This is a genomic window from Desulfosporosinus sp. SYSU MS00001 (assembly GCF_049943955.1).
In the GTDB taxonomy this organism is placed as follows: Bacteria; Bacillota; Desulfitobacteriia; order Desulfitobacteriales; family Desulfitobacteriaceae; genus Desulfosporosinus.
The window spans coordinates 365,263-389,606 of sequence record NZ_JBNFTW010000003.1 but is presented as its reverse complement, the minus strand read 5'-3'; the positions used below and the strand labels follow the sequence as shown (position 1 = coordinate 389,606).

Genomic DNA, 24,344 nt, shown 5'->3' with positions numbered 1-24,344 from the left:
ATAATATTCAGAATAGTATAGAGACCGGAACGGTTCTTGTCTCAAAGTATATATTATATATAACTCATATTTCTAGCGAAAGCGTGTGTGACTAATCCCTATGGATAACAAATTAGCGATTTTTATTCCCAACCTTATTAACTGGTACGGAGACAAACAAATCATCGGCGGTTTAGAAAGATACATGATTGCCTTGGCAGAAACTATGACAGAAATGGGTTATGACCTTTCCTTTCATCAATTTGCTCATTATGATTTCTGTAATTACAGTTTAGATTGGCCGGTTTACGGTTACCAAACAGGCTCCCTGGATTTTCATAAAACATTAGAACGAATGGAAAAAGAAGTCAATGGAAGAGTCTTATATTCTTCCATTGTTCAGCAAACCTTTTATAGGCCCCAGTCTATTTGTATTTCCCATGGCGTTTGGTGGGAAGTGCCCGGTTCCTCCCCCTTGCAAGCGAAAAAATACTATGACAGCCATGTATCCAGCGCATTGGAACAAGCTAGTTTAATCGTCTCCTGTGATTATAATTTTCTTAATGTGACTCGAGCTATTTATCCCCATTTGGCCGATCAAAAAGTCAGGGTGATTCCCAACTTCGCAGATCCCAGGCATTACCATCCGCGAAAACCAAAGAATACCGACTATGTCCGCATTCTTTATCCTCGGAGGTTGTCACCTGAAAGGGGCTTCGGGATTTTAAAAGAAGTTATCCCATCGTTATTAGCCGATCTCCCTCAAGTGGAATTTGAGTTTGCCATTGATACCAATAAGCCGGAATATGTCGATCTTTTTTATAAATGGAGAGAAACCGTGACGGGCAAGGAACGTATTCTCTATTGCCATCCCGATTATCAGTCCATGCCGGACGTATATGCTAGAGCAGATATCGTCGTTATTCCCAGTATTTATTCCGAAGGAACAAGCTTTTCCTGTCTGGAAGCGATGGCCATGGGCAAGGCGGTTATTGCCACCAATGTTGGCGGTCTCACCAATCTCATTATCAACGGTTATAATGGCCTCCTTATACATCCGGCAAAAGAAAGTCTGTATCAGGCTATTCTGTTTCTGATAGGGAATCCGGCAGTCCGCACTCGTTTGGGAGAGTACGCCTATACCACTTCCCAAGCCTTTACCCGCCAAGCATGGGAAGACCGCTGGCGTCAATGCATGCAAAAGATTTATCCTCTGTCTTAAGTAATCGAACTATTCTGGATAAAGAGCAGGTGAACGATGTATGCCTAAACTTACAGCGATGATGATTGTTCGCAACGAAGCAGACCGCTATTTAAGGCGCTGTTTGGAATCTTTGCATACTTTCGTAGATGATATTGTCATTTTAGACGACGCCTCAGACGATGATACTCCCGAGATTTGTCTCAGTTATCCTTGTGTTAAGCTTTATCGTCAACCACACTCCATGTTTTTAACAGATGAGGCAGAAATGCGCCGGAAATTATGGCATTATACGATGGAAAATAAAGCTGAATGGATTTTAGCAATCGATGCCGACGAGTTTTTGGAAGAGAGTTTCTTGAAGGAAGTTCCTTATTTATTAAATCAAAACAAATTTAGAGCAATAGGTTTTCGTCTTTTTGATTGTTGGGGGGATGAGGATCATTACCGGATCGACGGTCTATGGAATCCATGGCTGCGCGGTTTTTCCATCTATTTAATTAAGTGTCAGCCTCAATTGGCTTCTGACTGGCCAGCTTTAAAATTCCATTGTGGACGTCTCCCCCTGGCTTATCGGCGATTGGTTCATTATGAAAGTGCGATTAGAATCAAACACTTAGGTTGGGCTAATCCATTGGATATAAAAGCTAAATACGAACGTGCTGTCCGTCAGGACCCTGATAACAACTATATGAAGCGTGAACACTACGAAAGCATACTTTGGTCACCAGAAAAAATAATAACTGAAAAATGGCTGTAGCAGTTGTCCACTTAAATTCATATACAGTTATAGAGGAATTCAATTTAAAAGAAAAGGAGTTTTGAACATGCCCTTTACAATAAGTAGTTCCCTAAGCGGCAGCACTGCCGGAACAGCCGATGTATCCTTGACTCTGAGCCCTAATGCGGCTTTGTTTTCCCCGACTGCTCTTGTTCCCGGAGAATCCCTGGGCTCGCCACAGCTTAATGTTGCCAACTCTGGTACTGCTGATGCTTACTATTTTATTTATGCCGATTGGAGCGGGGCTGGAACAACCACTTCTCCTAGTGCCCAAATTTTGGCTGACCGCTTAAACATTAACATTGCGCAGGGTACCACACCGATTTATAACGGTGCTATTTCCGGGCTGATCGAACAGCCGTCAGGCGGCCGGTTATTAGATGCTACTACGAACGAGGACTTAACTTTTGTTGTCAGTTTGCCGTCTGCCACCGGCAATATTGTACAGAATCTAGACCTTAACGTAGACCTGGTATTTGTTTCCCAAGCTTCCCCTATAAGTTAATATTTCTGTAAAATTCAGTTTGGGGGTAAGATAGATTATTTAGGTGTTAAAGCAGCTAACTCAGCTGGTTTAACACCCAGAAATTCCAAATAAAATGTATTAGAGGTGCATTCAAGTAAATGACGAAAAAAGCAGCTCTGCTAACAACAAATTTTTTTCACCCCAAAGGTGAGCGAATCATTATGGGAGGAGCCGAACGCTACCAGGTGGACTTTTGTCGTCTACTACGGGAAATGGGCTTTAATGTGGAAGTATGGCAAATGGGAGACAACTGGACAAAAGAATTTGACGGTATAAAAATACACGGACTTTCTGCTAATAAGACTGAATATCATACTTTTCCTGAACTGAATATGGCTTTTTATGAAAACGCCATGTCTTTTGATTACACGTTATATTTTATTCTATCCTTAGCTTATCCTTTAGTTCGTGAAAAAAGTATCGGGCTAAGTCATGGTGTATATTGGGATTGGCCTGGATTTGACACAACCACCGGAAAACAGGAAAGCAAGCAAGAATGGTTAAGGCGTATGGAAATTTCACTGGCTGGCCCGCAAAAACTTGTGTCTGTGGATACCAACACCATCAATTATTTTAATGCTACTTTACCGAGCTTTTGTAATAAGTGGGAGTATATCCCCAATTATGTGGATATTGATCTCTTCTGTCCTCTTGAAGAAGATTTGACGAACGATAAAATTCGTATTCTGTTTCCCCGCCGGATGGTTCCAGTGCGTGGAATCAATGAAACAATGCGGGCGGCAGAGATATTAACGAAGAAATACCCATCAATTGAATTTCATTTTTGTGGCAGAGGTCATGATGACACACTAGAAATGCTGATGTCCCAATGGGCGGAAAAACAGGAACGCTGTTATTATTACTGGAAGCCTTTTGAGATGATGCCTAAAATTTATCAGATGGCAGATATCGTCCTTATTCCCTCCCGTTCCACTGAAGGAACAAGTCTCGCCGCCTTGGAATCCATGGCCTGCGGCAAGCCTGTAATCGCCGGAATGGCTGGTGGTTTGTCTGATATTGTTATTGATGGATACAACGGTTACCTCATAAAACCCTCCGTCCAAAACCTGGTATCGAGTATCGAAGAGCTCGTGAAGGATCCAAATAAGAGAAGACGCATGGGCGAAAGAGGTAGGGAGATCGCCGCAAGCTTCAATAAAAAGAGATGGGACGAAAGATGGGCAAACGTTATCACAGAAGTGTTCAGGTGAAATGAGAGAAAAATAGGAGATAATATCCATAAAGAAGGTTTTTACTATGTCTTTCTCGTCTCCAAGTGTGGCCAACAGAAATAATTTATTTCTCATTAGATCGAAAAAAACGGGCATTGACCTTACAACTGGTTTATTTGAGAATACACCGGTTAATGGCGTTAGGCCAACTGCCAGCGTAGCGATACTAATAGACAACGAAGATATTACTGAGGTGACTGTCCAAATTACAGGATACTATTTGAGCGATAGTACGAAGGTCGCGTACGTTTTGGAGTTATTTATAATGAACCCCGGTGAAGTGGCAACACGCAGCTATTATGCTCAATTTAATGCTTTCAAGTTTCAGTTTAAATCTAGTTCTCAAGCTGTTGAAATTACTGTTTGGGGTATAGACTTGGCAGGAAATTTAGTCGCCGCGCATCGTGTTTTACCTTCGGAACTTACGCTAATTCCAACTGCTAATGACCTATAAGGGCCCGCCAGAAATCATCACCCAATGCAAAAACCCCGCAATCACTTGCGGGGTCTTACTTTCCAATGGAGCCGATGGTCGGAATCGAACCGACGACCTGCTCATTACGAGTCGTTTCCTGTTATTTTAGCTGTCAAAGCAGTGTCATTACTGAATAGCAACTGATTTTTTCTGTAGCTGAGCAACTAATTACTTACTATTTATTACTTACTATTTAATTTTATCAGTCTGAGTCAGTAATTACAAGTTCAACACAGAAAATCATTAAGTATGCATGTTGCATTTGCTGTAAATCGATAAGAGTAGTATTCCTGCGGTTTGCAAAGGTATTCAAATGTTAATAATGGCAACTAAATGAAACCAGAAAATATATTTACCAACTATTGGTCTGTCACAAAATCGATTCTATTCCTACATTTCGTATGGAAGAGGTTTGCTTCGGCTCTTTCTTTTTGTTTCTAAACGATAATGTAGGAGGTAATTTAAATGTCTAACAGGAACTATGAAAAAGTAGTGGTTTTGGAAACAGGCGAAGTTATTCAATTACCCACAGGTTACATCGATAACCCCCATAATTACTACATTCGCTCGAAGAGTCAGGACAAGGCTTATAGGAAATGTCAAAATAGGTCGCAGCGAGCCACAGAGAAGTTCTATTGGAGCAATTTAGACAATATCAGCAATCTTATTGCAGAAAGGAAGCTGTCGACCTCCACTCTTGGTCTGCTCTTGCTGTTAGGTTGTCACTTGCAAAATGGCTCAGATATCCTCTGTAACCAGAAAAAGAACCCTTACACAACAGCGCAACTGGTCGAAAAAACTGGAGTACCAAAAAGAACCTTCGTTAGAGCAATGGACGAATTGAAGGCTTGCGGAATTATCATAATTGAAGGCACTGCTAAAAAGCCTGTTTACAAGCTAAACACTGATTACCACTTTGTCGGTACTAATCCACAGGCTAGTAAGTCAGCTAGAACCTATGTTAACGGTGTGAAAGCATTGCAGGAATCTGGACTGTCCCTCTCTGAAATAGGCTTTATCTACGCTGTGCTTCCGCTATTGGCTTATGACAGATGTGTACTGGTTAAAGACAGGGGTACTGGCGAGGAACTCGATAATCCGCATGATATTTCCAGCCTTTGCGAATATATCGGAATCACCAGAAGAAACCTGTCCAACTACCTTAATATGACTTTTGAGTATGAGTTCAAGGATGGACGGTACAAAGTGCCAGTGTTTGGCAAGTTCTCTGCTGGTGGTAGTAGGGTCTATGCTTATTTGATGAATCCAGTTATTGTCCGTAGAGCGGTTAAGGCTGATTTAAGCAATTATGACAGCTTAGAAGCTATGTTCAAGATATACCGGAAAAAAGTTGCCTAAATGAGAAAAAGCCAGTGGGATTAACTGTTCCTACTGGCTTAGTAAGTTTTTTATAAGGAAGTAATTTTAAGGCAATACATCGATTCCCATTTCAGAAATTCGTTGATATAGTTCGTCGGTCTCATCAAGAGTAAAGTTATTCGACTCAACAGTATTCGCTACATCATGGTACTTCAAGCTCCCCTGTTTAAGTCCTTTCTCAATTAATTCATCTACTGAAAGTATCTCGTAATCCATCGATTCTTCTACTATCTTCAATATTTCGTCTTTGGAGTATTGAATACTATCGGTAACTAAATCAGTATGAATATTACCATTTCTACCAACTGAAAAAATAAGTTTCCCTAATTCATCGCCATCATAAAAGATAAGTGTAATCTCTTTATCACTCACCTCATACGCTACGATTTCGTTCTTATTCCTAATCATATAATCAATTTTCTTCTCAGCATTACTCTTCATAGTTACTCCTTTAAATAAAGAAAATACAATTTTCAGGATACGCATAACAGCTATACTCTTTATAATTAAAGAATTCTACTAAGAAATCAAAAAACCTGCACTCTGTATGCCTCATTCAAAATTTACATCTAAAGAACATCTCCATACTTTAATGCAATAAAGCTTTGGTACTAGCTTTTCTGGGAGTCCTTGACATTGATATTCTGTGAAACAACTGGTGAGCAGATGATGAAAGGTTAAGGCAGTCAGTGACAAAAATGAGTGTGTCGATTTTGGCATTATCTTTGGCTTGAATGTGTCGATTTTGGCACTATCTGAAAATGCCACTCATCCTTAGGGCCATGCGGGTTCGATGGTGTTTTTTGAAAACATTTGCTATTATATTAGAGAGTTCTTGGCATAACAGGAATTGGCAGTTGAGTAACAGTATTTAGGGTAGCGGTGCTGTAATAATTTCCATTAACCGTTAATGACTGCTTATCTGCCTTCGGCAGTGTCCAAGTGTCCGGTACTGTCGTACCTCCCACTTGTCCAATTCTGCTGTAATATAATGGAATAAACTCTTGCTAGTATTTCAGTGTTGGGTAGGACTTGAGCGGAGCGAAAGGACTACGAGGATTGTTAAGGATACCTCCTAACCAGTTAATTACAGTTATAGCAGTCATACTTGCCAGTAATCCCCAGTACCATGCCGTAGTCATCGTCTCAATAATTAAAAGTTCTGAGACTGCAATCTTGCTGTGATGAATAGCGGTCTGTGACTGTCTCAATAATCTGTGTCAAAAGTGTATTGCAGTTTGTGACTGATTCTGAATAGTGTTGGCAAGTATTGGCAGTAAGTTCCTGTCCTGTGGCAGACTCTGTGAGCAACCAGTTATTTCCTGTTTGTTTCATTGTAATATTTGCCTGTAAATATCTGTTAATGCTGAAGCAACTGGAAATCGCAGGAAATCACTGTGGCAACAGGTAAGCATAGCCAGTTCTTCCAGCATCGAGCCACCTGAGAATATACACAGTGATTCTAAAGTCAGTATAAACAGTATAGTCCTTGTCTCAAAAATCAGTTCGTAAAAAGACATAGAAAAGAGGATACCCCCACCCAAGGAAGTACCCTTCTTTGTAAGCCAAAGTTTGCCTAGAAAATTTTTTCGTCGTTCCCAAAAAACCGTTTTAAAATTATAGTCGTTCACTCATTCTCTAACAAGACCGTTATACTTTCTTTCCATGGACAACTTATATTTTAAAATCAACTGTTTTAGATTCTCATAAGCTAATAGATATGGTTTTTCGTCAATTATTATTTTTTCGTCAAACTCGGTATTCTCATCTAACTCCATATTCTCTATTTCATCCTGATACTTCTTATTCAACGCTTTTAAAAATCTAAAGATTTCTATTGCCGTTCTACCACCTATTACATTGTAAATGATTTCATTATAGTGTTTGGTATATAGGCTCTTAATAATCCTCTTCAATCGTCCCGCCTCTATTTGATTCTCATCTTCTGTAAGTATTCCAATCACTCGTGAAATTTCATCCAGAACGCTATCAATGGCTAACATTTTTGAGACATATGTATCTATAAATTTCTGGTTTTCTTGAATTTGTATGGTAAACCATATACCAGCTAATGTAAACAATCCACCGAATATTGCTCCTAGAAAACTGCCAAAAAATCCTATCCAAACAATTTTATCTCCTACTGTGAGTGGCGTGCTTACCAACATCAACAAATTTACTGATATTGGGGTTAACACCATTAGAACGACTCCTATTGTAAGTATAATTTTAAATAATCTTCTATCAATCAACTGAATTTCCCCCCAGGTAATCCTTTACAGTTTACTATTTCTTGATACTTTCCAAGTACAAACATCAAATTTATAGTCATTATTGTTTGTAATATCTTGGATAATCTCATATGTAATGTCGCTTTTATTCTCCGCTAAAATATTATGTACTCTATATATCAGATACTTTTTACGCTCACTTTTTAGTCTTTGAGCCGTTTTCAATTCATTATCAGACAGATAAAAAGCACTATCTTCTTTTGTTTCCGTTTTGACCTCAATATAAAGTTCGGTTCCATCTAAATCATAAGAAAATATGTCATAACCATTTGTATGGTCTCTAGCAGGTAAATTCGAGACATATTCTTCATATTTTGTTCCGGCAAGCTTTCTTTTTTCAAGGTCATATACAAATGCTTCACCTAAGTTTCCAATCTCCATTAAGAACTTATGTAGATTCAAATAGTCTACCTTTTTGTTTAGCTTCTTTTTGAGTTCATCAAAGGTATATATGATTGGTGCAATTTCTAGGTTTTCAGTAATTTGCTCATCACTGATATTTTGATTCTCAAAAGTCTCTATTGTAATATTAGTGTTTTTTTTTAAGTTTTCACCGCAGTTAACGCAGACTATTCTATTATTTATAGAAACCCAATTTTCTTTTATGTTAGTGTAGTTAATTCCGCATAGACTGCACCTAATCATGTTTTCCTTTCGTGCAATTTTAATCATCTGGGGAGTTATCTTCTTCATACCCATGATGGTACTTAGTTCAGTTATATATTCATTAACAGTGTTAAACCCTGAGAAGGTTCTGTCCTTCAAGTAATCAAACAAGACTATATACTTATCTGGTACATAATACTCCTTTCCAATATGTGATTTTATGGTATGGCTATTATAATCATAGTCACCAGCTACCATCTTTATTATTTCATTGACTGTACAGTCTGTTTGAAATATCAAATACCAGCAAAAGGATATTTTAAGCATTTTCATATTGTCTTGATAATCTAAATCCATCAACTGTTGAATATTTGTTATTTCTTCAAGGGTTAAAGCGGGAGAATACTCTTTTTCGACTTCATTAGTTTTCTTTGAAAGCCCATTAAAATGACTGATTAACTTTTCTTTAATCCATATTTTCTCGAATCCAGCGGGATTTTTAATAATGTTAAAAGCATAGATATACTTGAAAAATGATTCGGAATATTTATCATTAGAACCTTTGTTCTCTCTAATCTTAAGGAACTCTTGAATTTCTCTTAAATCATTTATATCAAGTAAAGCAACATCGTCTTTTCCCAAAACATAGAACAAGTTCGAAATGGCACTTATGTATTGAGCATGAGATATCGGTTTGTAGTATTGTAAGAAATTACTTACTACTTTCTGTGTTTGCTCCGTTAATACGCTCAACATTTCTTTAGTATCAAGCTTCTGTCTTGCCATTGTGATTATCCCCCCCCCTTTGAATTAGATTCTTCAAAGACTACGGGGTTCCCTGCCTAAAATCCCATATAAGAAACCAAAATCGTAAAATATTACCTCCAACTCAAAACCACTGTTAACTTGAGAAAAAAGTAAAAATATGATTAATTCCTTCTTGTATTACCGGTACTTTAGCCTTGGCAAACTCGATAAATTGTTCTTTTGCTACAGTCTTGGCGGGGTCGGTTAGAACCTCTTTTACCATACTTTGGAGAAAGGTAAGAGAAGCTTTAATAATACCTTTTCTTGGTTCTGGACGGTTTAATTCAGAATCCAGTTGTTCTAGTATTTCTTTTGATTCGCTTGACCTCTCTTCAGTTAAAATCTCAAACAATTCCTTCATATCCGCAATTAATTGGGAATATTCTCCAGGGCTAAGCCCGGTATTGCTTGTTATATTTTGGTAGCCAACAGAATGTCCATAATTATTCTGCATATTCTGGATATTACTATTTTGAATTAATGTATTAATTTGATTTATGACTTCAGGCTTATCCTCCATTAAACTTACTAGTTTTTCCAATGTTGAAACCATAGCTTTTTCGCGTTCAACTTTTTCTCTATTTGCTTGGTAAACTGGAGCCATTGTTTTTTCAAAATCAATATTTTGCATAAGTTTAGGATAATTAGTCCATGAAACTTCAGTGTCCTTAATGAATTTTGAAATATCAATCTTTGAAAAGTCATTATCTTTTATCATTTTACTCATCTCTCCTCTTAATAAAATCTTTCCAAATGTATCCTGTACTTTTTTCACAGCTTACTATTTACATTGATGAATTGTCAAACATTTCTTTCAAAAGAAAAAGCACCTCCACCTAGGAAGTGCCTTTTTTGTGCTTCATGCTGATTGTGAAGTTAAACCCAGTTCCTTCAACCGTCTACACAGCGTTGCACGCGAGACCCCTGTGACATCACAAATGTCCTTCAGACTCATTGTCCTACCTTTATATAGTTGAATAGCGTGTTCTAAAGGTTTCCCACCCTTACGAGGACGACCAAATTGGACACCATTTGTGATAGCCACTGCTCGACCTTCGTTACAGCGTTGTAGCAATAGTTTCCGCTCAAACTGTGCCAATCCAGCAAATATGGTCAGCATTAACTCACCAGCAGGGGAAGAAGTGTCCAGCCAACTCTCATTAAGGGACTTAATATGACAGCCTTTGGAGGTAATCTCAGCCACTAGCTGTAACATATCTTGTGTGCTTCTGGAAACCCTCGTCAGTTCTTTGACTATCACAATATCCCCAGCTTGTAACTCTGAGAGCAGTTTGCTCAACTCCGGTCTGTCCTTCTTAGTACCGGAGATTTTTTCTGCATAAATGACTTCACAGCCAGCTTCTTGAACTGCTTGTATTTGCCTGTCTAAATTCTGGTCTACGGTACTAACTCTGCAATAACCTCTAATCATTTCTGTCAGCACCTACCCCTTGGTTATTGTCCTGCTCTTTGTTCTTACGCTCTCCACACTGCCGTACTATTCTTACCATTGTCTCAGCACACCTTTTAATGGCTTCTGGGGATGGTCTGTTAGCCTTAAAATGAACAGTAACCCACTTACCGTTAATCAACTCTTTTTTCGTTATATCCGTTACCCATTCAGTCATTACTTAGCACCTCCTGACACCTTGCCAAACTTAATCTTATCTGCCTTGAGCCGTGATAACAGATTGAAGTCCTCAAAGTTATGCTTTAAGTCAGTACCATAGAGGTTTGAGTAATGCTGAGTCATCGCCAATGTCGAATGTCCGAGTACCTTCTGTAACCGGAGAGGGTCTCCACCCTGTAGTATCCAGTTTTTAACGAATGTATGCCGGAATAAGTGGCAGGAAGTCTTTAATACCCCTCGCTCTCTATTGTACTTTGCAATGTCGTGAGCAATGGAAGTTGTCAGTAGTTTAGTGTTGGTCTCTGAAGGAAATAGTAAGTCATCGGACTCCCCACCTCTATGCCTGAGATATTCCTGTAGTACCTGTCCTAATTGCCTTGAAAGCGGAACAAACTGCCCCTTTTTATTCTTCGTATGTGCATATCTTATAAGTTCATTTTCAAAGTCAATATCACCAATTCTAACCGCTACAAGTGTCCCTAACCGACATCCAGTACCTATAAGAAAATTCACTATAACCCAAGTTCTGTACACTGGAAAGCTGACTTTCTTGATATCTGGTTTTTTCAGTAGTTTAGATATTTCTGCGTCAGTATAAGTGTCCTTAATTGTTTCATTGGCTCTTTGCAACTTGACTTTAATTGGCTTTATATAACCCTGTTCATTCCAGTAATTCAATACCACTCTCAAAACTCTCAGAGCAGTATTAACTGAAGCTGTGGAGATATCCTGTCCTGACGGAGTTACCTTGTCCTGTAGATGTTCAGTATAAGCCAAAACAGTATTACCAGAGATATCCTGTAAGTCACCGTCATACCATTGATGAAAGTGCTTAAATTCCCTCTGATAATTCCTGATTGTACTTGATGATAGATTTTTTGCTTTGCTAAACCGGATAAACTCCTCGAAAGATGACTCTAATTCATGTGTCGCTGTAGCCTTCAAACTGATTTTTTTAGATTTTGCCACTGTAAAAACCTCCAGATAATAAAAAATATTGAGCAAGTAATTACCTGCCCAATACTTTAAAATCATCTGCTATGCAACTTTGACAAAACTGGCTAAATACCAGAAAAATAAACTGTGGAGCCGATGGTCGGAATCGAACCGACGACCTGCTCATTACGAGTGAGCTGCTCTACCTCTGAGCCACATCGGCAATTACGGACGAGAGTTATAATACCCTATTTTTGCCGTTTCGTCAAATATTTTTTTTATAATATATTCGAAATATACTCTTGAAATGTATAACTATTTCTTCCTTTTTGAGTGAATTACTATTTTTTGGGAAATAATACCCTCTCAGGGGGTGTGTCATACTGGATCGTCGTGAATTTCTAAAATTAATCGTTAAAGGAGCAATTTTAGGGAATTTTTATCAACTTATTACCCCTCACCTTTCTCGAGCGATTGCGGCAGGTGACATTAAGAAAAAGTTACCGGTTATTATGATCGAAACAGGCACATGTACCGGAGACAGTATCTCCTTCGATAATATTTGGACCCCCACGTTCTCCGATATTCTCTCAAACATTCTCGATTGGCGTTACGATTGGAGCATGAATCAAGCTCAAGGGAATGCTGTCTATCAAGTCCTTCTGGATACCTATTCTAAACTTCCCAACGAATATATTCTACTCGTCCAGGGATCAATGATTCACAGTGATTCCGGACATTACGACCATGTCGCCTATGAACAAGGCAAGCTCATTACGGGAATCGACCTGGTCCGACGCATCGGCCTCAAAGCTAAGTACGTTGTAGCTATAGGGAGCTGCGCCACCTTTGGGGGACCTGTTTCCGGTTATCCCAATCCAACTCGATCGACAGGAGTACAGGATGTCCTGCCCGAGAGAAGGGTTATCAATGTCTCAGGCTGCCCCGCTCACCCGGATTGGATCATGGGGACCTTACTTCACCTGGCCTTATATGGTGAACCAGAGCTGGAAAAGTACGGACGACCAAAGATGTTTTACGGAGAAACCATTCATAATCGCTGTCCAAGGAGATACTATTATGATCAAGGGATTTTTGCTACGGACATTGGGCAGAAAGAATGCCTTTACCGGGTAGGCTGTAAAGGACCTGTCACCTATGCTGATTGTCCAATCCGCCGCTGGAACGATCGCTTAAATTGGCCTATAGGCTGCAATACTCCTTGTATTGGCTGTACGGAACCTGGCTATCCTGATCTTATGTCCCCATTTACCGTTCACTCACCCGACATTCCTTTACCCGGCGGAACAAAGATCGCGACAGATTCTGTTGCCCTGGGAGTATTAGGTTTTACCTCGGCAGCAATTATTGGTCATGCCGCGGCTTCCCTGTATAAGGGGAGAATTCAAAGAAATCTCCTCAAGTCCACAGTTCGGGGGAAGCATCGTCTTTCCCTCAATAAGGTTAAAACGTTCCACATCTATCGGGTCAAGAAAAACGCCGAAAAGGAGTGACCAATGCTGGAAAAAAAGGTCATCTTTCCTGTAACTCGTATTCATAATCCTATGTTGTTGGAAGCTTGGTTAGAAAATGGGATAATCAAAGATGCCTACATTTCTGATACCCTCTACAGAGGATTTGAGCAAATTTTAATTGGCCGCTCCCCCATGGATATGCCATATTACACACAACGTATCTGCGGCATTTGTTCTTCTGCTCACGCCATTACCGCCGCCTCTGCAGTAGAACAAGCCTTAGGAATGCAAGTTCCGCCCAATGGTCATTTAATCCGCAACTTGATCTTAGCCAGTGATGTCATTCAAAACCATATTCGTCACCTCTACTTATATGCCTTGCCGGATTATTTCCGCGGCCCTGACCTTGCTCCCTTTATTCCCCATTCGGAATCCGACCTTCGTGTATCAAAACAAGAAAATGATTCTCTTACCGAACATTATTTCAAAGCTCTGGAAATTTCCCGAGCGGCCCATGCTGCATTTGCCGTCTTTGGAGGAAAAGCGCCTCATGGTCATGGAATCGTACCTGGCGGAGCCAGTATGGAAGTGGACGCCGACAAGGTCAATCGCTATCGTGGATATATGATGGAAATCTTAAGCTTTGTTGAGGATACACTCCTGCCGGATGTGGACTTAATCATTAAACGCTATCCTGATTATGTGGATTTAGGTGAAGGAATAGGAAATTATATGTCGGTGGGGGGATTCTCGAGTCCAGAGGGATCACTGCTGTATCACCAAGGGATCATTCTTCAGGATAAGCGTGAAAGCTTTAATGAAAAATACATTACTGAAGATGTAACCAGAGCCTGGTATAAACCCCACGGGCCGCTGCATCCTACAGAAGAGGAAACAATTCCTGATCGCAGCCAGCCTAAAGGATACACCTGGGTCAAATCTCCGCGCTATCACGGACAACCTATGGAAGTTGGTCCTTTAGCACGAGCAATCATCAATAAAGATAACGTCATCGGTCACGGAGCGCTGGCACGGATATGGGCTCGCTCTAATGAAATCAAAAAACTCGCCGAAGCAACGTTAGGATGGCTTAATCGTCTGGAACCTGGGGCAGATACCCTTAATCGAAAAATAAACTCTGATTCAGGAAGCGGTGTTGGGCTCCACGAAGTTATGCGTGGAGTCTTAGGTCATTGGCTTAGCGTGAAAAAAGGCCGAGTGCAGCATTATCAAATCGTTACTCCTTCTGCCTTTAATTTTGGCGCCCGGGACGAATCAGGTACTCGCAGCGTAGGAGAATCCTCACTGCTTGGTTTGAAGGTTCAATCAGAAGATCTTAAAGAAGCGGGCAGGATTATTCGTTCTTTCGATCCCTGCTTTTCTTGTAGTGTTCATCTTATAAACGGTGAACGTATTCAGGCGTTACGAATTGAATGAGGACTTATCTTAGCCAGTTAAATCTGAGGTTTAACAGCATGAAGAAAAAAAATGAGTTAAGGAAAAAATTTTTTAAAGAACTTCAAAAGGGAAATGTAAAGGGAGAAATTATCCTCTTCCAACCTCTATGGGTCAGGATTTTTCATTGGGGATTTGCCCTCAGTCTGACTGGAATCTTGTTAAGCGGTTTAGAATTGCATAAGCCTGCAAAATTTTTTGCAGTTTCCTATGGCGATATGTTCAAAATTCATGTAATATCAAGTTGGTTCGCCCTTGGATTTGTGGCCTTGCGCTGTACGGATGCTATTCTCCGGCGCGATCAATCGCTTATTCCTAAATTAAGTGATATTAAACTATTTCCCAAGCTGTTAGCATACTACCTGTTCCTGCGCTCCGCTCCTCCCCCCAATCGCAAATATAACAGCGGGCAAAGTCTTGTCTATTCGTCATGGGTCCTTCTTTTTCTGATAGCAAGTCTGCTCGGCTTATCTTCCTATTGGCAGGGAGAGCATCTCATTTGGTTATGGAGATTAGTGGGCGGTTTCCAGCGTCTCAGGTGGATCAAATTTATGATCACCATTTACTTTCTGGCAACAATTCCTCTGCACATTTACCTTAGTATGACAGAGAACCTTAGTCATCTCCAGGCTATGGTTTCGGGTTATGAACGAAAACCACCTCCCGAAAAAAGTTAGAAGATTTTTCCTTGTATATTTATGATACCTTTTCGTATAAGTTTGGGTATAATGAGAGATAGAGTTATACATAGAAGGGACGATTTATTTTGGGATTGCATATTCATTTTGTTGGCATAAAGGGCACAGGTATGAGCGCCTTAGCTCAAATTAGCGCTCGAATAGAAGGAGCTACCATCTCTGGTTCTGATGTAGAAGAGAGTTTTTTTACAGATAGTGTTTTAAAACGTGCCCAAATTCCTGTTTTAAGCTTTTCTCCCAGTAATGTGGAAAAGGCTGATTTAGTTGTTGCTTCTGCCGCCTATACAAATCAACACCCGGAAATCGCTCGTGCTTTAGAGCTAAATATTCCTGTTCTGACCTATCCTCAGTTTCTCGGACGATTGCTTTCCAAAAAACGTGGCATTTCAGTCTCCGGAACTCATGGCAAGACAACAACAACTGCCATGTTGGGTATGGTTATGCTTAATGCCAGCTTCGATCCTACAATTGTTGTGGGCAGCGATGTTCCCAGCATTGGCGGCAACGCCCATTCGGGAACGGGTGAATTTTTTGTGGCGGAGTCCTGTGAATATCGGCGCCACTTTCTTAACTATTCACCCGAGCATCTCATAATTACAAATATAGAATTTGATCATCCGGATTATTTCCAAGACCTCGATGATGTCATCTCTGCTTTTTCCGAACTCGCTCAGAAGATACCTGAACACGGTCATATTTACATCTGGGCTGAGGACCCAAATTGTCAGGCGATCCACGGATCTGCGCCTATTACTACCTTTGGCCTTTCCGAGGCCGCGGATGTTCGTGCTACGGAAATTCTCTTTCGCGATGAGCAAAGTTCAATGAAAATTATGCTAAAGGGGCAATATGTCGGCGATTTGGACCTTCATGTTGCAGGCCGTCATAATATTCTTAACGCCTTGGCAACTATCGCAGTCTGTCACGAAATCGGCATTCCCATTAAGGAAGTGCTCGACAGCTTAAGTAAGTTTACTGGGACAAAACGCCGCTTTGAGCATCTTGGCTGTAATACGAACGGAGCTCTTATTGTTGATGACTATGCTCATCACCCAACAGAAATCCGCACGACCTTAGAAGGTGCCCGGTTATCCTTCCCGGATCGTCGTATCCGTGCTGTGTTCCAGCCCCATACCTTTAGCCGCACGGAAAAACTTCTCCAGGAATTTTCTTTGGCTTTTCAAAGTGCAGATGAAGTCGTTATTGCTGATGTTTTTGCTTCCGCACGCGAGCAAGGGAATCAAACAGTCTCCGCTCATACTTTAGCTGAGCTGATTCAAAAGCAAGGAATACAGGCACGCTACATTGGAACCTTGGACGATATTAAACACTATCTTGCCCAAACACTAGCTCCCGAAGACCTCGTCCTAACCTTAGGGGCGGGAGACGTTTATAAAGTTGGTTTAGGCATCGTCAGCTAAACATAAAATACGAATGAACTCGTTCAGCTAAAGCTGAACATCGAGGCTTCAGATACAATAATGTCCAGTGGACATTATTGCCGGGCCGCCTTTCCCAATAGGACTACTTAGCGGCGAAGGAGGACTCTACCCCACCTGAAGTTAACGAAGGCCCCCCCACTTATAGAAGTGGGGGGCTTAAAAATTAAATAAAAAAGCAGAGCAGTAACAAACGTCGAGTTGTTATCTGCTCTGCTTTTTTAAAACTGACTTTTAACCCTTCAGAGGGTCCTTTAATTCTCGAATTCCCTCCACAATATCTTTCCAGCTCTGACATCGTTTGATGCCTTGGGAAAGCTCCCCATGGTTCAGATTATAACTGGTTGTCAAAAGGAAAACAGGAACTCCGATTGCGGCAATCTCCTGAGCATTCACATGATAATCCTCAATAAAAGCCTCGATACCCCATTCCTTGACTAAGTCTACTTTACTGTTAAAGCCTGAAAAGAGCACGTGTTCATGGGGAATCTCACCCTTCGCCAGCCAGCGAATGGTAACGTCTTTCTCTTCAGGTGTACGGGCAGTCACATAAATAATCTCATGGCCCTCTTTGATTAGGGCTTCTATTCCTTCTTTTGCTCCCGCCACAATATCCGGCATAAACAGCAGCCGTTCCGCATTACCTACAAAAAAGTCATTCATATCGGATCTGGGAACTTCAAAGTCTCTATGCATATCGTAATTTGTAATCGTCTTGACGTCCTTGCCAAAGTATTGATTCAGTTCCTGCATCCAATATGGATAACTATCGGAAACGACGCCATCGATATCGACTCCGATTCGCACCTTAATCTAACCTTTCAAGTTTGGGAAGTTCAAGGCTGGGGGGAAGATGTCGTTTGTGCTCGCTTTGACGATGTAACTTCTCGATTCGTTCTTTGACTTCGGCCGGGACGTCTTCCCCGAGCAAATAACGATCGATTAAATCATAGGTTAAGCCCATCTCTGCTTCATCGGTTTGTCCCGGCCAAAGGCCTGCTGTTGGCACACGCATGGCAATTTTTTGCGGCAGACCAAGCATCCAGGCCCAAGCTCTTACCTCACTTTTGGTAAGGGAACTGATTGGCAAAAGATCAACGCCGCCATCACCGTACTTAGTAAAATATCCGGTATAACTTTCTGGGGCATTGTCTGTTCCGACGACTAAATAATTCATAGCATTAGCTACAGAATATAATGTTGACATACGCAAACGAGCCTTTAAATTTCCTTGACTCATTGTTTCTCCAACAATTTGACTGCCTTGCGCGGAGGAAGGCAATCCTTGCTTAACTTGGTTGAAGATTAATGTATGAGCCTCGCCAAGGTCAATTTCTAACGGCCTAAGTTCAAACCCTTCGGCAATCCAGAGGGCATCCTCCCGATCTTCAGGATTCGAGTGACTGGGCATGATTACTCCGATGCAATTATCCGGAAAAGCACGCACACAAAGCCCTGTAACCACTGCCGAATCCACGCCGCCGGAGATTCCGACGACAACCCCTTTGGCATTAGCCTCGGCAACTTTGGTACGGAGCCATTCCACAGCAGTGTTAATCCGGATGGCCAATTCCTTTTCAGTCCACATTTATTCTTCCTCCCGACTCTGATTTGATTTTATTTCATTGTGAATGGTCAAAAGTAACTGCTGCTTTAAATCGTAAAGCTTCGGCGAAAGATCGACAATGTAGCGATGGGGGTTCGCCAAGCGCTTCACTTCATCCCAAAAGGTATCCAGTTCCTGGCGCGAATACTTTTGTATATCTAACAGTGTAGGCAATTGACAAACCCGTTTTCCCTTGCGGAAAATAGGAATTAACAACTCCCTGGTCCGAAAATTCACCAGTGTTTTTCTCTTCCAGGTCTGAATTGGATCAAAAATAGTCAGAGATTTTTGGTCGCTGAATTGTTCATCATCTAAAGCGATTAAATCGGCCATAGCTTTTCCCGCTCGGTCATAAAAACGAACAACCTTTTTGATTCCGGGATTGGTAATCTTAGAGATGTTTTCGGAAACTTTAAGACGAGGGTGAAAAACTCCGTTTTCTCCCTCCGCAGCCAGCTTATAGACGCCGCCTAAGGACGGACTGTCTTTGGAAGTTATGAGATGGGTTCCAACTCCCCAAGCATTAATAGCAGCTCCCTGAGCCCTTATTGAAAAGATTGTCTCTTCATCAAGATCATTGGAGCCAACGATAATGGCCTTTGTCAGTCCTGCCTCGTCCAACATCCGACGAGCTTTCTTCGACAAATAGGTCAAATCGCCGCTGTCAATCCGTATCCCCTGAAAATGATACCCTTCAGCTTCAAGCTCCAGCCCTACTTTAATGGCGTTCGGAACGCCGGATTCCAGGGCGCTGTAGGTATCCACTAATAACAAACAATTATCCGGAAAAGTCCGGGCATAGGCTCGAAATGCCTCTAACTCTGAGGGAAAACACTGAACCCAGCTATGGGCTTGGGTACCCGAAACAGGGATTCCATAGCGTTCTCCAGCCAGAATATTCGAAGTCGATTGACATCCACCGATAAAAGCTGCTCTGGCCCCTAATATTCCCGCGTCCGGTCCTTGAGCTCTTCTCAACCCGAACTCCATAACCGGGCCCTGTCCCGCCGCTGCAACTACCCTAGAGGCCTTTGTCGCAATAAGAGTTTCAAAGTTTACCAGATTTAAAATGGCAGTTTCTAAAAGCTGCGTTTCCAAAATACGTCCTTTGACTCGCATGATCGGCTCGTAGGGAAAAACAGGAGTTCCTTCCTGTATAGCATCAATATCACCGGTAAAATGAAAATGCCGCAGCTCCTTAAGGAAATCGTCCTGAAAAATATTAAGGCTTTTGAGATAAGCTAAATCCTCTTCTTGAAATCTTAAGTTTTCAATAAATTCTACGACCTGTTCAAGTCCGGCTGCTACCGCATACCCTCCATCGAAGGGCAAGGAACGAAAAAAAACGTCAAAGACTGCTTCTTTATCGCGATAGCCATTAATAAAGTATCCTTGCATCATGGTTAACTGGTATAGATCTGTTAACATTGTTAGATTTTCCATTTATCCTTTACCTCGCCACTCTCACCTACAGGTTTTGTGTTCCTAAATCTTAGGATTTAATCGTTGCCTAAAATTCATGTGTGAGAATTTCTACCTTTGAAGTAACATTTCCTTCTTTGACAACGGAAATAATTGTTTTATCTTAATAATACTATCCTTAAAGACTGGGTTTGTCGTATTTGCTCGAAAATAGCAAAGTAGTTATCCACAGATTAGGAGAGCTTATCCCCTGTTTATCTAGAGGTTATCCACTCGAAAAGCCCATCTATTTCGATATTATCCACAGAGTTATCCACACTATGCACAGTTTTGTGTCACTTTATCCTATAATTAAAGGATAAAATCCTAGAAACTAAGCAAGATACGCTAACAGCTCTAAACCCTATACCCGTATTGATCCTTTTTTAATTCTCAAATTTCAAAATTAACCACTTATTCACTGGTAATACTCGCTAAAAAAGTCTTTTCCTTTGAATTTTCGACATATTCCTTTTATCCAGTCATAAGACTCCCTCTTCTATCCGCAGGAATAGTTCCCATACCTTCACTCAGCCAACAATTGTTTTAGAGTTTCAAGACCTATCTGAATACCCTGAGCAACAGTTTCCGGGGAAGGGCCTCCTATGAGCTTACGCGCACGCACGCAGTGTTCAATCCCAATGGCGGCAAAAAGATCCTCGCCAAACACCGGTGACAGGGCCTGATAGTCACTAAGAGCCAGCTCTTCCAGTCCTATTCCTTTTTTGGTGCAGTGCAGAACAATTCGCCCTACGAGCTCATGAGCTTCACGGAAAGGCACTCCTTTTTTCGCCAGGTAATCCGCCAAATCCGTAGCATTTGTAAATCCTCCTTTAGCTCCCCAAGCCATAGCGTCTTTATGGACTTGCATGGTTCTAAGCATAGGTTCTACAACGATTAAGCACTTTTGTAAGGTATCGACAGCATCAAAAACCTGCTCTTTATCCTCTTGCATGTCTTTATTGTAGGCAAGGGGCAGCCCCTTCATCACTGTTAAGAGCGCAATCAGATCCCCGTAAACACGTCCGGTCTTTCCTCGCACTAATTCCGCCACATCCGGATTTTTCTTTTGCGGCATAATACTCGATCCAGTAGAATAGCCGTCATCCATAGAAATGAATTGAAACTCCCCGCTCGACCAAAGGACGAGTTCCTCACACAAGCGGCTAAGATGCATCATCATGATCGATGCGCCGGATAAAAATTCTAAAGCAAAATCCCGGTCGCTGACACCGTCTAAACTGTTCAGGGTAACACCGGCAAACCCTAAGTCCTGGGCAACCTTCTCGCGATCAAGGGGAAAAGTCGTTCCGGCCATCGCTCCTGAACCGAGCGGTGACACATTCAAACGTTTACGAGTATCATTCAGCCGTCCGAGGTCACGCAAAAACATCTGGCTATAAGCCATTAGATGATGGGCTAAGGTTATGGGCTGTGCTTTTTGCAAATGGGTATACCCGGGCATCCATGTTTCAAGATGTTCTTGAGCTATGTTCAGCAGCGTCCTGACCAGATTTCCGACATATGTTTTTGTCTGGTCAATCTCCTCTCTGAGATAAAGCCTTAAATCCAGGGCTACCTGATCGTTCCGGCTCCGTCCGGTATGTAACTTTTTCCCTGTTGGTCCGATTTTTTCAGTTAATAGTTTTTCGACATTCATATGAATATCTTCGGCACCAATTTCAAATTCTACGTTGCCTGCTTGGATTTCCGCCAGGATTCCTTGCAGACCTTCAATCAATTGTGCTGCTTCACCTTCCGTGATTACCCCCACGCTGCCCAGCATTCTGGCGTGAGCTATGCTTCCCTGAATATCTTGTTTGTACAAGCGTTGGTCAAAACGAATTGAAGAATGAAAATCCTCCACTAACGCATCTGTTGTTTTTTCAAAGCGTCCGCCCCAAAGTTTCACAAGTCATCTTCCTTTCGTAGTTGATAATAAACAAGCAGGGGAGCAATGCCCCCCTACGTGAGATAAGCGCCGAAAGTTTCGGCGCCCATTTGCGGTCTTATTTACGCAGTCCTGACTGTTTTTCCATTAAGGCCCTAACCTTAAGCGGCAGACCAAAAAGATTTATAAATCCTGCCGCATCCTTTTGATCATATACTCCATCTTCTCCAAAAGTGGCATAAGCTTCATTATAGAGAGAATAGGGCGATTTCGTACCTGCTAAAGAGCAATTTCCTTTGTATAATTTCAAGCGCACAGTCCCTGTAACGTTCTTCTGAGTTACATTAACGAAGGCATCAAGGGCCTCGCGCAGGGGAGAATACCAAACTCCATCATAGACAATTTCAGCATATTTTAGAGCAACTTGCTCTTTATAGTGGAGGGTGAGCCGATCCAGAGTCAGATGCTCCAAAGCTTTATGTGCAGTATAGAGGATCGTTCCACCCGGTGTTTCATAAACACCCCGGGATTTCATGCCCACCAGCCGGTTTTCTACCATATCCACAATGCCAATTCCATTTTTTCCGCCTAAGTCATTAAGAGTTTCCAATAATTTAACAGGCGCAACCTTCTCACCATTTAATGTGGTAGGAATCCCTTGCTCAAAGCCAAGTTCCAGATAAGTCGCTTCATCCGGAGCATCTTCCGGGGCAACGCCAAGTAAATAGAGGTCTCGTTTAGGTTCATTCCAGGGGTTTTCCAGGTCCCCGCCTTCATGGCTTAGGTGCCATAAGTTGCGGTCCATACTATAGGGGCGATCTTTCGTCACAGGAACGGGAATTCCGCGCGCTGCCGCATAATCAATGCAGTCCTCGCGGGATTTAAGGTTCCACTGCCGCCAGGGAGCGATAATTTCCAAATCCGGATTTAAGGCTTTAACACTCAGCTCAAAACGAACTTGATCGTTACCCTTACCCGTAGCTCCATGGGCTATGGCCACAGCGCCTTCCTTCTCTGCAATCTCCACGAGACGACGGGCAATAAGAGGGCGAGCGAAGGATGTCCCCAGGAGATAATCACCTTCGTAAACTGCTCCGGCTTTCAAGGTCTGAAAAATAAACTCAGTCACGAATGGTTCTCTGAGATCTTCAATGTATAATTTACTTGCTCCACTCTTTGTAGCCTTTTCCTGAAGAGGAGCCAATTCTTCACCTTGCCCAAGATCGGCAACCATAGCAATTACTTCATATCCATAGGTCTCCTTCAACCAGGGAATAATAATAGATGTATCCAAGCCACCGGAATATGCTAAAACAACCTTTTTCATACCCTATTCTCCTTTTCATTCAATACATCATTAAAAATCATATATAACCAAGGAAGCTAAGTCAAGCAGTATGCTCTTACATCACTAAAGCCATAATTGCCTTCTGGGCATGTAAACGATTTTCTGCTTCATCAAAAACAACGGAATGAGGACCTTCGATAACTTCATCAGTAATTTCCTCGCCGCGATGAGCCGGCAAACAGTGCAGAACAATTGAAGACGGATGGGCAAGTTTAAGAGACTCAGCATTGAGCTGGTAGCCTTGAAAAGCCTTCATGCGTTCACTGGCTTCCGCCTCCTGCCCCATACTAGCCCAAACATCGGTATAAAGAACATCCGCACCTTGCACCGCTTCTAAGGGATCATCCATAATTTCTACACTGCCGCCATTCTCTTTAGCATCTTCCTGGGCTAAAGCAACCAGAGCAGGATCTGGCTTATAACCCTGAGGAGAAGCAATCACAACTTGTAACCCCATTTTAGCTCCCCCGAACATCAGCGAATGGGCCATATTGTTGCCATCCCCGACATAAGCCAATTTTAACCCCGCCAAGCGTCCTTTATGCTCCTGAATTGTCATAAGATCTGCCAGCACTTGACAGGGGTGCAGCAAATCCGTCAGGCCATTGATGATAGGAATTGTCGCGTATTGAGCCAGGTCTAGAACTTCCTGATGGCTAAAAGTACGGATCATAATGCCATCGACCATACGGGAGAGTACCCGAGCCGTATCAGCGATTGTTTCCCCCCTGCCGAGCTGAATGTCTCGACCGCTTAAAAAGAGGCCCTGTCCCCCGAGTTGATATATTCCTACTTCAAATGAAACCCTGGTCCGTGTTGAAGATTTTGTAAAAATCATACCCAAGGTTTTGCCTTGAAGAATTGGTTGCGGCCGTCCGGCCTTTTGTTCTTTTTTAAGCTCAGCAGCAACATCTAAAAAACATTTTAATTCTTTTTGAGTAAAGTCATGTAAAGAAATAAAATCCCGACCCTTAAACTGTGAACGATCAATTGTTATCATATCTCTTCCACCCCTTCAATGTGTATTATTATACTTATTAATGCATAAAAATGCAATAGTTAAAATGTATAGTTTTTTGCCCAAATAACTTAGTATTGCGAAGGGTATTAACAACGTTGCTCATGTT

24 protein-coding genes and 1 tRNA gene are annotated in these 24,344 nt (G+C 41.7%); 10 read left to right on the top strand and 15 right to left on the bottom strand.

Annotated elements, in window-relative coordinates; translation table 11 throughout:
• Nucleotides 1–100: 100 nt before the first annotated feature.
• The 6 genes from ACPUYX_RS08450 to ACPUYX_RS08425 all read left to right on the top strand — a co-directional run bounded on the left by ACPUYX_RS08450 (nucleotide 101) and on the right by ACPUYX_RS08425 (nucleotide 5,553).
• Complete coding sequence (locus ACPUYX_RS08450) at nucleotides 101–1,201, top strand: glycosyltransferase family 4 protein (RefSeq protein WP_426379249.1); 1,101 nt, start codon at nucleotides 101–103, stop codon at nucleotides 1,199–1,201.
• Between the two features lie 40 nt (nucleotides 1,202–1,241).
• Nucleotides 1,242–1,940: a glycosyltransferase family 2 protein gene (locus tag ACPUYX_RS08445; RefSeq protein WP_426379248.1), complete on the top strand. Its 699-nt coding sequence runs from the start codon at nucleotides 1,242–1,244 to the stop codon at nucleotides 1,938–1,940.
• 67 nt (nucleotides 1,941–2,007) lie between these two features.
• Nucleotides 2,008–2,466 carry a hypothetical protein gene (locus ACPUYX_RS08440; RefSeq protein WP_426379247.1) on the top strand — a complete coding sequence of 153 codons (459 nt, stop codon included), beginning with the start codon at nucleotides 2,008–2,010 and terminating at the stop codon, nucleotides 2,464–2,466.
• Nucleotides 2,467–2,585: 119 nt separating this feature from the next.
• A complete protein-coding gene (locus tag ACPUYX_RS08435) occupies nucleotides 2,586–3,698 on the top strand; it encodes a glycosyltransferase family 4 protein (RefSeq protein WP_426379246.1) in 1,113 nt (370 codons plus the stop codon).
• A 46-nt stretch (nucleotides 3,699–3,744) separates the two neighbouring features.
• Nucleotides 3,745–4,173 carry a hypothetical protein gene (locus ACPUYX_RS08430; protein WP_426379245.1) on the top strand — a complete coding sequence of 143 codons (429 nt, stop codon included), beginning with the start codon at nucleotides 3,745–3,747 and terminating at the stop codon, nucleotides 4,171–4,173.
• Nucleotides 4,174–4,659: 486 nt separating this feature from the next.
• The gene (locus tag ACPUYX_RS08425) at nucleotides 4,660–5,553 is read left to right on the top strand and encodes a hypothetical protein (protein WP_426379244.1); all 894 of its coding nucleotides are present in this window, start codon (nucleotides 4,660–4,662) and stop codon (nucleotides 5,551–5,553) included.
• Nucleotides 5,554–5,619: 66 nt separating this feature from the next.
• Here ACPUYX_RS08425 and ACPUYX_RS08420 read toward each other — a convergent pair whose 3' ends face one another.
• The 9 genes from ACPUYX_RS08420 to ACPUYX_RS08380 all read right to left on the bottom strand — a co-directional run bounded on the left by ACPUYX_RS08420 (nucleotide 5,620) and on the right by ACPUYX_RS08380 (nucleotide 12,067).
• Entirely contained in the window at nucleotides 5,620–6,060 is a 441-nt protein-coding gene (locus tag ACPUYX_RS08420; RefSeq protein WP_426379243.1) for an RNA polymerase sigma factor region1.1 domain-containing protein, read from the bottom strand.
• 338 nt (nucleotides 6,061–6,398) lie between these two features.
• Nucleotides 6,399–6,542 carry a hypothetical protein gene (locus ACPUYX_RS08415; protein WP_426379242.1) on the bottom strand — a complete coding sequence of 48 codons (144 nt, stop codon included), beginning with the start codon at nucleotides 6,540–6,542 and terminating at the stop codon, nucleotides 6,399–6,401.
• 663 nt (nucleotides 6,543–7,205) lie between these two features.
• On the bottom strand, nucleotides 7,206–7,826 hold the full coding sequence (locus ACPUYX_RS08410) for a hypothetical protein (protein ID WP_426379241.1): 621 nt from the start codon (nucleotides 7,824–7,826) through the stop codon (nucleotides 7,206–7,208).
• A 24-nt stretch (nucleotides 7,827–7,850) separates the two neighbouring features.
• Entirely contained in the window at nucleotides 7,851–9,257 is a 1,407-nt protein-coding gene (locus ACPUYX_RS08405) for a DUF3883 domain-containing protein (protein WP_426379240.1), read from the bottom strand.
• A 115-nt stretch (nucleotides 9,258–9,372) separates the two neighbouring features.
• Complete coding sequence (locus ACPUYX_RS08400; protein WP_426379239.1) at nucleotides 9,373–9,996, bottom strand: hypothetical protein; 624 nt, start codon at nucleotides 9,994–9,996, stop codon at nucleotides 9,373–9,375.
• A 141-nt stretch (nucleotides 9,997–10,137) separates the two neighbouring features.
• Entirely contained in the window at nucleotides 10,138–10,710 is a 573-nt protein-coding gene (locus tag ACPUYX_RS08395) for a recombinase family protein (RefSeq protein ID WP_426379238.1), read from the bottom strand.
• A complete protein-coding gene (locus ACPUYX_RS08390; protein WP_426379237.1) occupies nucleotides 10,703–10,906 on the bottom strand; it encodes a hypothetical protein in 204 nt (67 codons plus the stop codon). Before ACPUYX_RS08390 ends, ACPUYX_RS08395 begins: the two co-directional genes overlap by 8 nt.
• A complete protein-coding gene (locus ACPUYX_RS08385; protein ID WP_426379236.1) occupies nucleotides 10,906–11,877 on the bottom strand; it encodes a tyrosine-type recombinase/integrase in 972 nt (323 codons plus the stop codon). The genes ACPUYX_RS08390 and ACPUYX_RS08385 overlap by 1 nt, the downstream gene beginning before the upstream one ends.
• Before the next feature lie 115 nt (nucleotides 11,878–11,992).
• Nucleotides 11,993–12,067 (bottom strand) — tRNA-Thr (locus ACPUYX_RS08380).
• Between the two features lie 157 nt (nucleotides 12,068–12,224).
• Between ACPUYX_RS08380 and ACPUYX_RS08375 the strand changes: the two genes are divergently transcribed.
• The 4 genes from ACPUYX_RS08375 to murC all read left to right on the top strand — a co-directional run bounded on the left by ACPUYX_RS08375 (nucleotide 12,225) and on the right by murC (nucleotide 16,893).
• On the top strand, nucleotides 12,225–13,358 hold the full coding sequence (locus tag ACPUYX_RS08375) for a hydrogenase small subunit (RefSeq protein WP_426379290.1): 1,134 nt from the start codon (nucleotides 12,225–12,227) through the stop codon (nucleotides 13,356–13,358).
• Between the two features lie 3 nt (nucleotides 13,359–13,361).
• Complete coding sequence (locus tag ACPUYX_RS08370) at nucleotides 13,362–14,756, top strand: nickel-dependent hydrogenase large subunit (protein ID WP_426379235.1); 1,395 nt, start codon at nucleotides 13,362–13,364, stop codon at nucleotides 14,754–14,756.
• A gap of 38 nt (nucleotides 14,757–14,794) precedes the next feature.
• Nucleotides 14,795–15,451, top strand: coding sequence for a cytochrome b/b6 domain-containing protein (locus ACPUYX_RS08365; RefSeq protein WP_426379234.1), 657 nt, complete (start codon nucleotides 14,795–14,797; stop codon nucleotides 15,449–15,451).
• A gap of 89 nt (nucleotides 15,452–15,540) precedes the next feature.
• Nucleotides 15,541–16,893, top strand: a complete 1,353-nt coding sequence (gene murC / locus ACPUYX_RS08360) for a UDP-N-acetylmuramate--L-alanine ligase (protein WP_426379233.1) — start codon at nucleotides 15,541–15,543, stop codon at nucleotides 16,891–16,893.
• 252 nt (nucleotides 16,894–17,145) lie between these two features.
• On the opposite strand, the gene ACPUYX_RS08355 is transcribed toward murC, so the two are convergent.
• The 6 genes from ACPUYX_RS08355 to argF form a co-directional block, all read right to left on the bottom strand.
• Nucleotides 17,146–17,718 carry a 5' nucleotidase, NT5C type gene (locus ACPUYX_RS08355; protein ID WP_426379232.1) on the bottom strand — a complete coding sequence of 191 codons (573 nt, stop codon included), beginning with the start codon at nucleotides 17,716–17,718 and terminating at the stop codon, nucleotides 17,146–17,148.
• A 1-nt stretch (nucleotide 17,719) separates the two neighbouring features.
• Complete coding sequence (nadE, locus tag ACPUYX_RS08350; protein WP_426379231.1) at nucleotides 17,720–18,499, bottom strand: NAD(+) synthase; 780 nt, start codon at nucleotides 18,497–18,499, stop codon at nucleotides 17,720–17,722.
• Entirely contained in the window at nucleotides 18,500–19,960 is a 1,461-nt protein-coding gene (locus ACPUYX_RS08345; RefSeq protein WP_426379230.1) for a nicotinate phosphoribosyltransferase, read from the bottom strand. It lies immediately after the preceding gene.
• Between the two features lie 544 nt (nucleotides 19,961–20,504).
• Complete coding sequence (argH, locus tag ACPUYX_RS08340) at nucleotides 20,505–21,890, bottom strand: argininosuccinate lyase (protein WP_426379229.1); 1,386 nt, start codon at nucleotides 21,888–21,890, stop codon at nucleotides 20,505–20,507.
• Between the two features lie 97 nt (nucleotides 21,891–21,987).
• On the bottom strand, nucleotides 21,988–23,196 hold the full coding sequence (locus ACPUYX_RS08335) for an argininosuccinate synthase (protein ID WP_088228126.1): 1,209 nt from the start codon (nucleotides 23,194–23,196) through the stop codon (nucleotides 21,988–21,990).
• 76 nt (nucleotides 23,197–23,272) lie between these two features.
• Nucleotides 23,273–24,217: an ornithine carbamoyltransferase gene (argF, locus tag ACPUYX_RS08330; RefSeq protein ID WP_426379228.1), complete on the bottom strand. Its 945-nt coding sequence runs from the start codon at nucleotides 24,215–24,217 to the stop codon at nucleotides 23,273–23,275.
• Nucleotides 24,218–24,344 lie beyond the last annotated feature (127 nt).